A 14,984-nucleotide genomic window follows, 5' to 3' on the forward strand; every position below is an offset into this window, starting at 1 on the left:
TCGCAGCTTCTGTTTTGCTGAAGCATGTCTGAAAGCTGCAAAGACGGAGAGGGCGAGGATTACAACAATGCAGGAAGAAACCATCGACCCCCGTGAGCTGAACCCGCTGGCGCTGGCCTTTGTGGGAGACAGCGTGCTGGAACTGCTGGTGCGCACCCGTCTGGCACGGCACCACCGGATGTCCGCAGGCAAGCTCAATGTAGAAAAGGTCAAGTATGTCTCGGCCCGGGCACAGTTCCGGGAGGAGCAGCTGCTGGAGCCGCTCTTCACAGAGGAGGAGCTGGCCGTGTTCAAGCGGGGCCGCAACGCCAGCAAGGCCAGTGTGGCCAAGCACGCTTCCCCCGAGGAATACCGCGCTTCCACCGGCTTTGAGTGCCTGCTGGGCTGGCTTTACCTTACCGGGCAGATGGCCCGTGTGGAAGAGCTGTTCGATGCCCTGTGGCAGCAGTTTGACCCGAACCAGAAATAAAACGCGAAAGCCCGCTGCTTTCCGCACTGGAAAACAGTGCAGGGAAGGCAGCGGGCTTTCTTATGCGGTGTTACTTCTTGTTCTTGGCACCCTCGTCGTCAGCACCCTTGGTATACTGGTTGGGGTGCTTGTGCTCGTTGGTGGTCTGATTGGTGGTGCGGTTCTGGCTCTGGTTCTTGCAGTTGTTCGTGCGGTTTTCGGTGCGATTCTCGCTGTGGTCCTTCATGGTTCGTTACTCCTTTCGTGAGGGGGCTTTCCCTCACAGCCTTAGTTTTGCCGCGAACGGCGGCTTTATTCATGGGAGGATAAGCTTTCATGCCTACGGAATATTTTGAGCGCCGGGAGCGCGCTCTGCTGGGCGACCGGTTCGATGCTCTGTATGCCGCCCCGCAGGAGACTGCTGCCCGGGGTGTGACGGTCTCGGCCCTGCGTGCTGCGCCGGAGCAGTTTGCCGCGCAGGCAGATTTTCCAGTGGAGCCCTCGCCCTTCTGCAAGGCGGGCTTTGTGGTGCAGGACCCCGCCTTCAAGCCCGGGCGGCACCCCTACCACCATGCGGGCGTGTTCTACTCGCAGGAGCCTTCCGCTTCCAGTGCCGCGCCCCTGCTGGGGGTCCGGCCCGGGATGCGGGTGCTGGATACCTGCGCGGCCCCCGGCGGCAAGAGCAGCCAGCTGGCGGCAGCGCTGGGCGGACAGGGGCTGCTGGTAAGCAACGAGTTCGTTGCTGCCCGCGCCGAGGTGCTCCGGAGCAATCTGGAGCGGATGGGCGTGCCCAACGCCGTGGTGCTGAACGAGGACACTGGCCGCATTGCCGCCGCTCTGCCGGAGTTTTTTGACCGTGTTCTCGTGGATGCGCCCTGCTCCGGCGAGGGGATGTTCCGCAAGGAAGCCGTGGCTGTGACCCAGCATTGTGAAGCGCTGGTAAAGCAGTGCGCCGCACTGGGGGCACAGATCCTGGACAACGCGGCGGCCTGCCTGGCCCCCGGCGGCGAGATGATCTACTCCACCTGCACCTTTGCCCCGGAAGAGGACGAGGGACAGGTGGCGGCGTTTTTGCAGCGCCACCCGGAGTTCACGCTGGCCGATGTGTTCGGCAATGTGGATTACAGCTTTGGCAGCCCGGGTGAGGCAAACCGCACCGGCGGCCTGCCGCTGGATGTGAGCAAAGTGCGCCGGATCTGGCCCTGTCAGGGCGGCGAGGGGCATTTTATTGCCCGGTTGGTCAAGGCTGGTACGCCGCGGGCGCTGCCTGCCCCCGGAACCTATACGGCAGAGGAAGAGCTCTGGCTGGCTGCTGCCGCAGAGCAGAGCAAAAAGCAGAAGGGAAGCAAGGGCGGCAAGCCTGCCAAGGCCCCGGATGCCCGCAGCGCCCGCCGGGAGAACAGCCGTGCCCTGCGGGAGGCGGTGCAGGGCCGTAGCGCCCGCAGCCGGGATGCCGGGGCAGGGGAGGCCACCCCGGCCCAGAGCCTTGCTGCCTGGCAGGAGTTTGCCCGGCAGTATTTCCCGGCGCTGGCGGACCGCCCTGCCGTGGTGCATGGCGGAAGCGTTCTGCTGCCCGTACCCTTTCCGCAGACGGGACTGCATGTCCTGCGGGCGGGGGTGTTCGTGGGCAGCGTGCAGAAGGGCCGTTTCGTGCCGGAGCACCACCTGTTCACGGCATTCGGCGCGCTCTGCACCAACCGCGAAGCATTGACCCTTGCCGACCCGCGGGTAACGGAGTACCTTTCCGGCCGTGAGATCGCCGCGGACACTGCCGCCGATGGCTGGTGCTGCGTGACCGTGGATGGCTGCCCCATGGGCGGCGGCAAGGTGTCGGGCGGACGGGTCAAAAACCATTACCCCAAGGCCCTGCGGCTGCTGTAAACCGGCCTGAAAAGCCGGTTTTCCAACACGAACAGGCGAAAAACACGCCCGGAGCCCTTGAATGGGATTCGTGATTGTGCTACAATAATAGAGTTAGATTTTGTGTGCTGCCACAAGCGGGCGACCACAGCCCGTCTGCCCGCAGGCGGAGATTTCGATAAAACTTTAGGAGGTTCCCATGTCTGGACATAGCAAATGGAACAACATTAAGCGCAAGAAGGAAAAGACCGATGGCGCAAGAGCAAAGGTCTTTACCAAGATCGGCCGCGAGATCAGCGTTGCCGTCCGTGACGGCGGCCCCAACCCGGCTTCCAACAGCAAGCTGGCAGACCTGATCGCCAAGGCAAAGCGCATGAGCGTGCCCAACGATAACATCCAGCGCATCATCAAGAAGGCTGAGGGCGGTGACAAGACCGAGTTCGAGGCCATCACCTACGAGGGCTACGGCCCCGGCGGCGTTGCTGTCATGGTCGAGACCCTGACCGACAACCGCAACCGTACCGCTGCCGACCTGCGCCACTACTTCGACAAGAACGGCGGCAACCTGGGCGCTATGGGCTGTGTGGCCTTCCTGTTCAGCCAGAAGGGTGTCATTGACATCTCTCTGGAGGATAAGGATGCCGATGAGGCCATGATGGACGCTCTGGATGCCGGTGCTGAGGACTTTGATGCAGGCGAAGAGGCTGCTGAGATCACCACCGATCCCGAGAACTACTCCGCTGTGGTCAAGGCCATGGAAGAGAAGGGCTACGAGATCCTGAGCGATGACCTGGCCATGGTCCCCATGACCACCACCCGCCTGACCGATCCCGATCAGCTCAAGGCAATGGGCAAGCTGCTGGATGCCCTGGAGGACAACGACGATGTCCAGAACGTCTGGCACAGCCTGGAGAACGAAGAGGATCTGCCGGAATAAGGTGTATCTGCGCCTGCTGACTCTGTAATAGAAAATCAAAGCGCTGCCCCTGTGAAAAAACTCAGAGGGCGGCGCTTTTTTGCTTTGCGGATTGCGCGGCGGGGGCAAATATGGTACAATAATTTGAAACAGACCACGAAGAAACGAGGTGGCGCACATGGAAGCAAAACGCATCTGCCCGTACTGCATGGGCGAGCTGGAGAGCCGGGTGTCGGTGTGCCCGCACTGCGGCGGGGTACTGGCCGGGCGCAACCCGGCGGGCAGCCTGCCGGTGGGCACGCTGCTGGCCGGGCGGTATACCGTGGGCGAGATGCAGAGCATCGACGGCGAGGGCATCCTGTACCGGGGCGTGGAGAACATCGGGCGGTTCCGGGTGACCATCAAGGAGTATATGCCCCTGACGCTGTCGGCGGAGCGGGGCACGGACGCGCTGCTCCGGCCCAAGCTGGGCAGCGAGGTGCTGTTCAAGACCACCCGGATGGACTTTGCCGATCTCTACCGCTCCATCCAGCGCATCACCCCCGCAAACGGTCTGGAGGCTGTGCTGGACGTGTTCGAGGAGAACAACACCGTCTACGCCGTGATGGAGAATCCCGGCGGCATCCCGCTGCAGCAGTGGCTGGATGAGCGTCCCAGCCCGGTTTCGGCTGAGACGGCCCGCAATATGCTGCAGCCTGTGTTTGACGGCGTGGCAGCCATGCATCAGGTGGGGCTGGTGCACCGGGGCATCTGCCCGGAAAATATCCGGGTGCTGGAAAACGGCCGGGCACGCCTGACGGGCTACGCCACCGTGGGGCTGCGCACGGCGGGCAGCGGCCTGCACGAGCAGCTGTACGAGGGCTACTCGGCACCGGAGCAGTATTCCACCACCGAATTCGAGGGCCGTTATACCGACGAATACAGCCTTGCCGCCGTGGTCTACCGGATGGTCTGCGGGCAGAGCCCTGTTCCTGCGGCACAGCGTCTGGTGTCGGACTCCAACCCCCGCGCCCGCACGCTGGAACGGGCGGTGCCGGAGTATGTTTCGGATGTGCTTTGGATGGGCTTGCAGCTCAGGCCTGCCGAGCGTATTCAGACCGTGCCCCAGCTGTTCCAGGCACTGAGCAGCCAGGAGTATACCACGGAGCTTACCCAGACCCTGCAGCAGGCTGCGCCGCGCCCTCAGTCCACCGAGGAAGAGGAGCGGAAAAAGCATATACTCAGCCTGCGCAACCTGCTGGCGGCCATCCTGATCCTGCTGGCCATCCTGACATTGCTCATCGTGTGGGGGCTGGTGAATCAGGGGCTGCACACCGCAAAGCCTGCGGAATCCACCCCGGCCTCCGAACCGGCCAGTTCGCTGGTGACAGAGCCGGTGAATCTGGCCCCGGACTTTGTGGGGATGGACTACGATTCGCAGGTGCGCAACAACAACAGCTATGCCGGGGATTACCTGTTCTATGTGACCATGGAATACAGTGATACCGTGGAAAAGGGCAAGATCATCCGTCAGACCCCCGAAGCCGGGGAGGTCATCGAAGAGGGCAGCACCATCGATCTGGTGGTCAGCCGCGGCCCACAGATGGTGGAGATGCCCAACGTGGCAGGCTTTACCCGGGACGGCGCGGAGCAGCAGCTGGCGCAGGTGGGGCTGAATGCGAGCTTCTATCCCATTTATAACGATGGCTCCTATGTTTCGGGCTGTGTGGCCTATTGCAGCGAGGAGCCCGGTGCCATGGTGGAGGTCGGCTCGACTATCATCGTCTATATGGCGGCAGAGGTCGAGGCCGAGGTGCCCGCCACCCCGCCCGAGACCACGACCCCTTCTGCCGGTACCACACCGTCTGCCGCGCAGACGGAGCCGCCGACCGGTGGGGCCGGCACCGAATACGATACGGATTGACGCAAAGCGGCCTGCCGGAGAGGGCAGGCCGCTTTTTTGATGAGAACGCTTGAAGAAAATGAATGATTCTGATAGAATTATATTAGAATCATTTAGGGGGTGCGCATTATGATTATTAAGTCGTCTACGGCGCTTCGCAATGACTACGGTTCCATTTCAAATCTGGCGCACGGAGCGGGCGAGCCAATCTACATTACAAAAAATGGAGAGGGTGACCTTGTTGTGATGAGCATTGAAGCATTTGAACAGCGGGAAGAGGCGTTGAAACTCCGGGCAAAGCTGGAAGCAGCGGAACAGGGAAGGCTTGCTGGTGCTCCGGCTTACACGCTGGAGGATTCCAGAAAACGGCTGGAGGAGATCTATCGTCGTGGCTAAGATCGAAATTCTGGAGTCGGCACAGCGGGAACTGGAAGCAATCGCAGAGCTTCACATGAATCTGGTAGGGCCGAATTCTGCCCGAAAAATCACGGATCGAATCTTGGATTCTCTTTCGCGGTTGGAACGTTTCCCTCTGTCTGGTTCGCTTCCAAGAGATGCCGAACTGCTGAAAAGCGGATATCGCTATGTGATCGCCGGGCAGTATCTCTGCGTCTATCGGCTGATTGTGGATACTGTGTTCGTCTACCATATCGTGCATGGTGCAAGTAATTACCCTGTTTTGTTCAAACGGCTGCTGCAAGAAGAATTGAAGAGAGAAGATTGACGCAAAGCAGCCTGCCGGATAAGGCAGAGCGCTGTTGCTGTTTCTGTGTGGGTTTGTCATTTGCAAGTGGCTTGACAGAATCACCGCCTTCCTCGGGACGAAATGCAGGCTGAAAGGCCATTTTACCGGATATTCGACAATTTGCCTTAAAACATTGCCAAATGCTCCAAAATTTGTTACAATGATGCTGATGATTTGCCCGCCGTGGACAAAAAAGCAACGGATGCGTCCGGCTTTCCTGCCGGGGCAGATCTGCAGAACATATTTTTATAAGGAGGCTTTTGCAGATGAAAAAACGATTGATTAGTATGGCACTGGCAGTCAGTATGGCAGTCAGCATAATGCCTGCACCCGCTCTGGCAACAGTAGGGGGGGGGGGGGTACAACCCTGGGAGATGATGCGATAACGCTGTCGGACGCAACGGGCGGCACTTCGAGCGGTACAGCTACGTCGGTTTCAGATTTGACGGGGCTGAGAGATGCTGCTAGAGACGGCGGAAATGTCCAGTTGAGCGGCGATATTGCGTTAACAGGCACTCTCTCTATCAATAATAAAAACCTGAGCATTGATCTGAACGGCCACACCATTACAGCGGCAAATAACCAGGGAGCGTTTAACATCAATGGCGGCACGCTGGAAATCAAGGATAGTGTGGGCAACGGTATCATTCAGGGCAATGGTACGGTAACAGGTTCCGGCGGAGCAATCTATATGGAAGGCTCCGGCAGTGCCCTGACGATCAGTGGCGGCACCATTCAGGGCTTTACCGTCAGTGCGCATGGCGGTGGTGTGTATATGAGTGGCGGTACTTTTAAGATGACCGGCGGTAAAATCTACAATTGCAGCTCCAGCGGTACGTATCTTTCTGGCGGCGGCGTATTTATGGCCGAAGGAACCTTTGATATGAGCGGTGGTTCCATTGAAAATTGTACAGCACATGAGGGCGCAGGCGTAGAGGTGTACCCTGACCCTGGTAAGACTTGCATTTTTAACATGAGCGGTTCGGCTGAAATCAAAAATTGCAGCAATGATGGTGTATCGGTTACTTCGGCTGCTGGGGGCCAGAAATCTGAATTTATCATGAACGGTGGCACCATTCAGGGCACAAAAGGTCGTGGTGTGTGTGCGTTTGAGGATAACGCATCTATTACGTTGAATGGTGGTACAATTAAATACACAGACCCGGAGAATTTTAATGTTGATATCCGATCTGGAGCTACACTGACAGCGAACAACGGTGTTACTGTCAGTGGAAAAGTATTCAATATGAGGGGCACGATTCAGGGAGATGGAACTGCCCAATTTACCGGTACGGTAGAAAATGCAGGTACGGGCAAGATCGAATCCGGAATATTCAATCGAATTGAAGATAGACGCCAAGGCGGCACATTTGGTAATATCCAATGTGACGAATTTGTTCACCTGATTAATACCGGTTGGCCGGAGTTCAATTCGCAACCGGGCAGTAGTTTTTCGCTGAAGTTTTTGAGCTATGTGTCTGCACCTACGATGACAAATACATTGACCATCCCCGAGGGCGTTACAGTTACTGTTGATCTGACGGGCAAGCAGGTTGCTGGAAAAGACGCCGAAAAGAAAATCATCAATCATGGTAATCTGACATTGATTGACAGTGGTACGGGTAGTACCCTGAACATTCCCATTGAAAACTACGGAACCCTGAACGCCAACGGCGGTACCGTAACTGGTGAAGTGACCAATAAGGGCACAATCACAACGACCGGAGAAAAGGCGACTCAATTCTCTGGAGGCGTGACAAACGAGAGCGATGGTAAAATTGAGAATGGTACGTTTTCCGGCGAAGTGACCAATAATGGCGCAATTAACGATGGTACGTTTTCCGGCAATGTGACAAACAACGGAACCATTGGCAACGGCAACTTTACCGGTGCTGTGACCAATGAGCAAACCGGTGTGATCTCCGGCGGCAAGTTTGACGAAAGCAAGCTGACCAACAACGGCGGCACCCTGCCCCCGAAGCCGGGCGACAACAAGCCGGATGACACCAACAAGGACAATGACAAGAAGGAAGATACCGAACCGGTTGCTCCTGTTGTCAAGCGGTACGACATGACCGTCAAGAACGCCGAAGTGACCGTGAAGGATGCTGACGGCAAGGCAGTGGAATTTACCAAGGCCGAGGATGGCACCCTGACGGCAAAAGTGCCGGAAAATGCCGAAGTGACGGTGAAATACACCGCCCCCACCGATGCGATTGTGTTTGACCTGTGGAGCATTAACAGTGATGCGAAGCTGGATGTGAACGTCAAGGAAAACCCCCTGACCTTCAAGATGCCTGCACATGCTGTGACCATCGAGGCCATGACGCAGGATGCCACCATTGAAAGCGAAGGTCCCGGCGTGCTGGGTACCGCTGCCATGATCGGTGTTGCCGGTGCCGGTACGGCTGTGCTGGGTTATACCGGTTACATGATCGGCACGGAACTGTACCTGAACACTGTCCTGCCTGCCGGTGCAGCTATCCCCCAGAACACCACCGAACTGGCAAAACTCCTCTGGACCGAAGCTGGCAAACCCGCCCCTGCCGCTGTGATGGCTGAGGATGCCACCGACGAGCAGAAGGCTCTGACTTGGGCTGTTGAAAGCCAGCTCATCTCCGCCGATAAGCCCGCAGACGCTTCTGTGGGCCGGTGGGAAGTGATCCGGGGGTGGAATAGGGTGAAAGAGATGAAGTGATCCTTCGTACAACCTCTCAGTCGCCTGCGGCGACAGCTCCCCTACTAGGGGAGTTGGCAAAGCTGTTAGGCTTTGACTGAGAGGGCAAGGCAACTGCCCGGAGAGGGTTCGCCCGCTCCCCTTCACGAAGAGAGAAACCCCAAGAAAATAACGCAGAAAGCCCCATCGGTACGAAAAATACCGATGGGGCTTTCCGCTTGTTTAGGATAGGAAAGAGAATGGTTCAGTAATGGCCGGGATGCGGGCTTACAGGTTGGTGTAGCCCATGAGGTAGCGGTCTACCTCGGCGGCGCAGTCGCGGCCCTCGCGCAGGCCCCAGACGACAAGGCTCTGGCCCCGGCGCATATCGCCGCAGGCGAACACCTTGTCCACGTTGGTGCGGAAGTGATCGGTGTCCACGCAGCCGCGGCCAGTCAGGCTGACACCGAAGGCATCGGCCACATAGCTCTCGCAGCCCACGAAACCGGCGGCAATGAAGGCCAGCTCGCAGTTGTAGGTGAACTCCTCGCCGGTGGGCACCATGTTGGTGCGGCCGGTCTCGGGGTCACGCTCGGGTTTGAGGTAGGAGATGACGGCAGCGGTCAGGTTGCCTGCATCGTCCTTGAGGAATTCTTTGACCGTGGTCTGGTAGACACGGGGGTCCTTGCCGAACTTTGCCATGCACTCGGTCTGGCCGTAGTCCACCTTGAGCACCCGGGGCCACTCGGGCCAGGGGTTGCTGGCGGCACGCTCCCTGGGAGGCTGCGGCATCATTTCCAGAGCCACCAGATCAGTGCAGCCCTGCCGCAGGGCCGTGCCCTGGCAGTCGTTGCCGGTGTCGCCGCCGCCGATGACCAGAACGTTCTTGCCCTTGGCATCAATGGCCCTGCCGTCGGCAAATTTGCTGTCCAGCAGGCTCTTTGTCACGCTGGTGAGGTAATCCACAGCAAAATGCACGCCGTTGGCATCCCGGCCCGGAACGTTCAGGTCACGGGCCTTTTTGGCACCGCAGCAGAGCACCACGGCATCGTAGCTGTTCAGGATGCTCTCGGCATCCACGGCACCGCCCACATCCATGCTGGTGCGGAACTCCACGCCCTCGGCCTGCATGATCCTGATGCGGCGCTCGATGACGGCTTTGTCCAGCTTCATGTTGGGGATGCCGTACATCAGCAGGCCGCCCACGCGGTCGGCGCGCTCAAACACGGTGACGGCGTGGCCCCGGATGTTCAGGTACTCGGCCACCGAAAGACCGGCCGGGCCGCTGCCGATGACGGCCACACCCTTGCCGGTGCGGGCCGGAGGAGGGGCGGCGTGGAGCCAGCCCTTGGCGTAGCCCGTTTCCACGATGGCGTGCTCGTTCTCGCGCACGGTTACGCTGCTGCCGGTCACGTCACCGCAGGTGCAGGCGGCCTCGCACAGGGCGGGGCAGACCCGGCTGGTGAACTCCGGGAAGCGGTTGGTGGCGCGCAGACGGTGGAGCGCCAGCTCCCACTTGCCCTGATAGATCAGGTCGTTCCACTCGGGGATCAGGTTGTTCAGCGGACAGCCCGATGCCATGCCGCCGATCATCATGCCAGCCTGGCAGAAGGGCACGCCGCAGTCCATGCAGCGGGCGGCCTGGGTCTGCTGCTCCTCGCGGGAGAGCCAGACGTGAAACTCGTTGAAATTTTCAATGCGCTCCAGCGGCGGGACATCCGTGCTGGTCTTGCGCGTGTAATCCATAAATCCAGTGATCTTGCCCATGATCCAGCCCTCCTTACTTCTTCTTCTGCACAGCGTAGAATGCTTCGATCTGTGCCTGTTCGCCGTCCAGGCCGCGCTCCTCCATGGAAGCGATGATCCGGAGCATCCGGTCGTAATCGTAGGGGAGGACTTTCTTGAACTTGGGCAGGTACTCGCTGAAGTTATCCAGGATCTCCTTGCCGCGGGGGGAGCCGGTGGCTTCCACGTGCTCACGGATGAGCTCCTTCAGGGCGGCAACATCGTACTTGTGCTCCACAGGCTCCAGGCTCACAGTCTCCTTGTTGACCCGCTGGTAGAAATCCCAGTTCTCGTCCAGAACGTAGGCCACGCCGCCGGTCATGCCGGCCGCGAAATTCTTGCCGGTTTGGCCCAGGACCACGACAGTGCCGCCGGTCATGTACTCACAGCCGTGGTCACCCACGCCCTCGACAACGGCAGTCGCGCCGCTGTTGCGGACGCAGAAGCGCTCACCGGCCACGCCGGAGACGAAGGCCTTGCCGCTGGTGGCACCGTAAAGGGCCACGTTGCCGGTGATGATGTTTTCCTCGGGCTTGTAGCCGATGCCCTCGGGCGGGCGGACGATGATCTTGCCGCCGGACAGGCCCTTGCCCATGTAGTCGTTGCAGTCGCCGGTCAGGCTGAGGGTCAGGCCCTTGGGGATGAACGCGCCAAAGCTCTGGCCGCCTGCGCCGATGCACTCGGCGGTGTAGACATCGTCGGGCAGGGAGCTGCCGTACTTGCGGGTGATCTCGCTGCCAAAGATGGCACCCAGGGCGCGGTCGGTGTTGGAGACCTCCAGCCGGACGCTCTGGGGTGCCTTGCTGCCCAGCTTGAACTTCTTCATCAGCACCTTCATGTCGAGGGTGTTCTCAAGGTGGAAGTCATAGGTGTCGGCAGGCACAAAGTGGACGTTGCTGTTTGCAATGGCTGGGTTGTGCAGGATGCAGTCCAGATTCATCTTGGCGGCACGGCTGCCGGCAGCGCTGGGCTTGACATGGAGCAGGTCGGTGCGGCCCACCAGCTCATCGATGGTGCGCACGCCCAGCTTGGCCATGTACTCCCGCAGCTCCTGCGCCACAAAGGTCAGGTAGTTGATGATATACTCGGGCTTGCCCTTGAACCGCTTGCGCAGTTCGGGGTTCTGGGTGCAGATGCCCATGGGGCAGGTGTCCAGGTTGCAGACACGCATCATCACGCAGCCTTCGCACATCAGCAGGGAGGTGCCGAAGCCGAACTCCTCAGCGCCCAGCATACAGCTGATGGCAACATCGCGGCCGGAGAGCAGCTTGGAGTCGCTCTCAATGCGGACGCGGCTGCGCAGGCCGTTCAGGATCAGGGTCTGGTGGGTCTCGGCGATGCCCAGCTCCCAGGGCAGACCCGCGTTCTTGATGGAGGTGCGGGGGGCTGCACCGGTGCCGCCGTCGTAACCGGAGACGAGGATGACCTGTGCGCCGCCCTTGGCAACACCGGCGGCAATGGTGCCGACACCGGCCTCGCTGACCAGCTTCACGTTGATGTTGGCGTGGCGGTTGGCGTTCTTCAGGTCATAGATCAGCTCAGCCAGATCCTCGATGGAGTAGATGTCGTGGTGGGGCGGGGGAGAGATCAGGCCCACGCCGGTGGTGCTGTGGCGGGTCTTGGCGATCCAGGGGTAGACCTTGGCACCGGGCAGGTTGCCGCCCTCGCCGGGCTTTGCGCCCTGTGCCAGCTTGATCTGGATCTCTTCGGCGGAGACCAGATACTTGCTGGTCACACCGAAGCGGGCCGAGGCCACCTGCTTGATCTTGGAGTTGCTCTCGCTCTGGTAGCGCTCCTCGGGCTCGCCGCCTTCGCCGGTGTTGCTCCGGCCGCCCAGACGATTCAGGGCGATGGCGATGGTCTCGTGGGCCTCGCTGCTCAGGGCACCGTAGCTCATGGCAGCGGCTTTGAACCGCTTGACGATGGAGCTGACAGGCTCCACCTCCTCAAGGGGGATGCCGCCGTTGGGGTCATAGCTGAAGTCCAGCAGGCTGCGCAGGTGCACGCCCTCGGCACCCATGTTGTCCACGGTGCGGGTGAAGTCTTTGAAGGCCTGGTAGTCGCCCGTGAAGCAGGCTTTCTGGAACAGATGGATGGTCTGCGGGGTGAAGAGGTGCTCTTCCTTGCCGCTGCGGAACTTGTGAGCGCCGCCGTCGGCCAGCTCCATGTTGATGTCCAGACCCAGCGGGTCAAAGGCGGCGTTGTGGGCAGCTTCCACATCCGCCTGAATGTCCTCCAGACCGATGCCGCCCACACGGCTGACCGTACCGGTGAAGTACTTGTCGATGACATCCTTGGAGATGCCGACCGCCTCAAAGATCTGACTGCTCTGGTAGCTCTGGATGGTGGAGATGCCCATTTTGGAGGCGATCTTCACGATGCCGTTCAGCACAGCCTTGTTGTAGTCGTCCACGGCGGCGTAGTAATCCTTGTCCAGCAGACCCTCGTCGATGAGCTGGGCAATGGTGTCGTGGGCCAGATAGGGGTTGACGGCGCAGGCACCGTAGCCCAGCAGGGTGGCAAAGTGGTGCACCTCGTGGGGCTCGGCGCTCTCAAGGATGAGGGCCATGGCCGTGCTCTTTTTGGTGCGGATGAGGTACTGGGACACGGCAGAAACAGCCAGCAGGCTGGGGATGGAGACGTGGTACTCGTCAATGTCGCGGTCAGAGAGGATGATGATGTTGGCACCGTCCTTGTAGGCGCGGTCCACCTCCAGAAACACGCGGTCGATGGCCTTTTCCAGGCTGGTGTTCTTATAGTAATTGATGGACACCGTGGCGGTCTTGAAACCGGGCACATTCATGTGCTTGATCTTGAGCAGATCGGTGCTGGTCAGGATGGGGTTCTGCACCTTGAGCACCTTGCAGTTCTCGGGCTTGTCCTCCAGCAGGTTGCCGTGGGCACCCACATAGACGCTGGTGGAGGTGACCACCTTCTCACGGATGGCATCGATGGGCGGGTTGGTGACCTGTGCGAACCGCTGCTTGAAGTAGTTGAACAGCGGGGGATGCTGGTCGCTCAGGACAGCCAGCGGGGTGTCGGTGCCCATGGCCCCGGAAGGCTCGGCACCGGCCCGGGCCATGGGCAGGATCAGCTCCTTGATTTCCTCGTATTTGTAGCCAAATACCTTCTGCAGGCGGGTCAGCTCCTCGCCAGTGTAGCTGGGGACCTTGATGTTAGGGATCTTCAGGTCCTTCAGCCGGACCAGATTCCGGTCGATCCACTCGCCGTAGGGCTCGCGGCTGGCGTAGTATTCCTTCAGCTTCTCGTCATCCACGACCTCGCCCTTGACGGTATCCACCAGCAGCATTTTGCCGGGACGCAGGCGATCTTTCATCAGGATGTTGTCGGGGGCGCAGGGCAGCACGCCCACCTCAGAGGACAGGATCATCCGGCCGTCCTTGGTGATATAGTAGCGGCTGGGGCGCAGACCGTTGCGGTCCAGCACCGCGCCCACCACGTCGCCGTCGGAGAAGAGGATGGCGGCGGGGCCGTCCCAGGGCTCCAGCATGGTGGCGTAATACTGGTAGAAATCGCGCTTTTTCTGGCTGATGTTCTTGTTGTTCTCCCAGGGCTCGGGGATGGTGATCATCACAGCCAGAGGCAGATCCATGCCGTTCATCACCATGAACTCCAGCGCGTTGTCCAACATGGCGGAGTCCGAGCCGGAGGTGTTGATGATGGGCAGGATCTTGTTCATGTCGTCCTGCAGGATGGGGCTCTCGATGCTCTCCTCACGGGCCAGCATGGCATCGGTGTTGCCCTTGATGGTGTTGATCTCGCCGTTGTGCAGGATGAACCGGTTGGGGTGGGCACGCATCCAGCTGGGGTTGGTGTTGGTAGAAAAGCGGCTGTGCACCATGCCGATGGCGGATTCGTAGTCCTCGTCCTGCAGGTCAAGGTAGAACAGGCGCAGATCGTGCACCAGGAACATGCCCTTGTAGACGATGGTGCGGCTGGACAGGCTGGGCACATAGGTGCCGTTGCTGGCCTGCTCGAACACCCGGCGGATGATGTAGAGCCTGCGGTCAAAATCAATGCCCTTGCTCACACGGGCAGGCTTTTTGATGAAGCACTGCCAGATGGAGGGCATGCAGTCCCGGGCCTTCTGGCCCACGGCATCGGGGTCTACCGGTACCCTGCGCCATGCCAGAAACTCAAGCCCCTCCTTGCGGGTGACCAGCTCAAACAGCTTCATGGCCTGTGCCCGCAGGTGCTCGTTCTGGGGGAAGAAGAACATGCCGACACCGTATTCCCGTTCGTTGCCCAGGCTGATGTTCAGCTCGTCGGCCACCTTGGAGAAGAACTTGTGGCTGATCTGCAGCATGATGCCCACGCCGTCGCCGGTCTTGCCCTCGGCATCCTTACCGGCGCGGTGCTCCAGACGCTCCACGATGCTCAGGGCATCGCTGACCGTCTGATGGCTCTTGCGGCCCTTGATGTCCACCACAGCGCCGATGCCGCAGGCATCGTGCTCGAACTGAGGGTCATACAGGCCAAGAGGCGTGGCGTTTTCCGTAAATTGATCCATTGCCTTTCCCATCCTTATCTCTCAAAATATCCTCTGGGCCGCGGCACGATCCGCAGCCTCTTGCACAGAAAACAAAAAAAGCGCTCCAGAAGGGTAGACTTCACCCTTCTGGAACGCCTTTGTTCCGTTAGCTTTATTATAATGATTCGTGAAGATTGTTC

At 59.8% G+C, this 14,984-nt stretch carries 11 protein-coding genes; 8 read left to right on the top strand and 3 right to left on the bottom strand.

All coding sequences use genetic code 11. From position 1 onward, the window contains the following. Positions 1 to 67 precede the first annotated feature (67 nt). Entirely contained in the window at positions 68 to 469 is a 402-nt protein-coding gene (locus MTP42_RS06005) for a Mini-ribonuclease 3 (RefSeq protein WP_156057710.1), read from the top strand. Positions 470 to 539: 70 nt separating this feature from the next. Here the strand turns inward: MTP42_RS06005 and MTP42_RS06010 are convergent, their stop codons facing one another. Continuing rightward, entirely contained in the window at positions 540 to 695 is a 156-nt protein-coding gene (locus tag MTP42_RS06010; RefSeq protein ID WP_005933941.1) for a hypothetical protein, read from the bottom strand. 89 nt (positions 696 to 784) lie between these two features. Between MTP42_RS06010 and MTP42_RS06015 the strand changes: the two genes are divergently transcribed. The 7 genes from MTP42_RS06015 (at position 785) to MTP42_RS06040 (ending at position 8,549) form a co-directional block, all read left to right on the top strand. Continuing rightward, positions 785 to 2,329, top strand: a complete 1,545-nt coding sequence (locus MTP42_RS06015) for an RsmB/NOP family class I SAM-dependent RNA methyltransferase (protein ID WP_156182579.1) — start codon at positions 785 to 787, stop codon at positions 2,327 to 2,329. 178 nt (positions 2,330 to 2,507) lie between these two features. Next, the gene (locus MTP42_RS06020; RefSeq protein WP_005933929.1) at positions 2,508 to 3,245 is read left to right on the top strand and encodes a YebC/PmpR family DNA-binding transcriptional regulator; all 738 of its coding nucleotides are present in this window, start codon (positions 2,508 to 2,510) and stop codon (positions 3,243 to 3,245) included. A gap of 157 nt (positions 3,246 to 3,402) precedes the next feature. After that, complete coding sequence (locus tag MTP42_RS06025) at positions 3,403 to 5,127, top strand: PASTA domain-containing protein (RefSeq protein ID WP_249258186.1); 1,725 nt, start codon at positions 3,403 to 3,405, stop codon at positions 5,125 to 5,127. 108 nt (positions 5,128 to 5,235) lie between these two features. Next, a complete protein-coding gene (locus tag MTP42_RS06030; RefSeq protein ID WP_005933918.1) occupies positions 5,236 to 5,502 on the top strand; it encodes a type II toxin-antitoxin system Phd/YefM family antitoxin in 267 nt (88 codons plus the stop codon). Beyond that, positions 5,495 to 5,830 carry a type II toxin-antitoxin system RelE/ParE family toxin gene (locus tag MTP42_RS06035; RefSeq protein ID WP_005933915.1) on the top strand — a complete coding sequence of 112 codons (336 nt, stop codon included), beginning with the start codon at positions 5,495 to 5,497 and terminating at the stop codon, positions 5,828 to 5,830. The genes MTP42_RS06030 and MTP42_RS06035 overlap by 8 nt, the downstream gene beginning before the upstream one ends. Positions 5,831 to 6,011: 181 nt before the next feature. Further along, entirely contained in the window at positions 6,012 to 6,137 is a 126-nt protein-coding gene (locus MTP42_RS14610; protein WP_256466582.1) for a hypothetical protein, read from the top strand. A 201-nt stretch (positions 6,138 to 6,338) separates the two neighbouring features. Next, complete coding sequence (locus tag MTP42_RS06040) at positions 6,339 to 8,549, top strand: hypothetical protein (RefSeq protein WP_249258187.1); 2,211 nt, start codon at positions 6,339 to 6,341, stop codon at positions 8,547 to 8,549. A 246-nt stretch (positions 8,550 to 8,795) separates the two neighbouring features. Here the strand turns inward: MTP42_RS06040 and MTP42_RS06045 are convergent, their stop codons facing one another. After that, on the bottom strand, positions 8,796 to 10,274 hold the full coding sequence (locus tag MTP42_RS06045) for a glutamate synthase subunit beta (protein ID WP_249258188.1): 1,479 nt from the start codon (positions 10,272 to 10,274) through the stop codon (positions 8,796 to 8,798). A 13-nt stretch (positions 10,275 to 10,287) separates the two neighbouring features. Further along, on the bottom strand, positions 10,288 to 14,823 hold the full coding sequence (gene gltB / locus MTP42_RS06050; RefSeq protein WP_249258189.1) for a glutamate synthase large subunit: 4,536 nt from the start codon (positions 14,821 to 14,823) through the stop codon (positions 10,288 to 10,290). Positions 14,824 to 14,984: the final 161 nt, after the last annotated feature.

Origin of the sequence: Faecalibacterium sp. I2-3-92 (genome assembly GCF_023347315.1) — a bacterium.
Classification (GTDB): Bacteria; Bacillota; Clostridia; order Oscillospirales; family Ruminococcaceae; genus Faecalibacterium; species Faecalibacterium duncaniae.

Bases quoted from the DNA above. Each gene is read 5' to 3' on its own strand.
- MTP42_RS06030 (WP_005933918.1), top strand. From the start codon at position 5,236: ATGATTATTAAGTCGTCTACGGCGCTTCGCAATGACTACGGTTCCATT.
- MTP42_RS06010 (WP_005933941.1), bottom strand. From the start codon at position 695: ATGAAGGACCACAGCGAGAATCGCACCGAAAACCGCACGAACAACTGC.
- MTP42_RS14610 (WP_256466582.1), top strand. From the start codon at position 6,012: ATGATGCTGATGATTTGCCCGCCGTGGACAAAAAAGCAACGGATGCGT.
- gltB (WP_249258189.1), bottom strand. From the start codon at position 14,823: ATGGATCAATTTACGGAAAACGCCACGCCTCTTGGCCTGTATGACCCT.
- MTP42_RS06045 (WP_249258188.1), bottom strand. From the start codon at position 10,274: ATGGGCAAGATCACTGGATTTATGGATTACACGCGCAAGACCAGCACG.
- MTP42_RS06015 (WP_156182579.1), top strand. From the start codon at position 785: ATGCCTACGGAATATTTTGAGCGCCGGGAGCGCGCTCTGCTGGGCGAC.
- MTP42_RS06025 (WP_249258186.1), top strand. From the start codon at position 3,403: ATGGAAGCAAAACGCATCTGCCCGTACTGCATGGGCGAGCTGGAGAGC.
- MTP42_RS06005 (WP_156057710.1), top strand. From the start codon at position 68: ATGCAGGAAGAAACCATCGACCCCCGTGAGCTGAACCCGCTGGCGCTG.
- MTP42_RS06020 (WP_005933929.1), top strand. From the start codon at position 2,508: ATGTCTGGACATAGCAAATGGAACAACATTAAGCGCAAGAAGGAAAAG.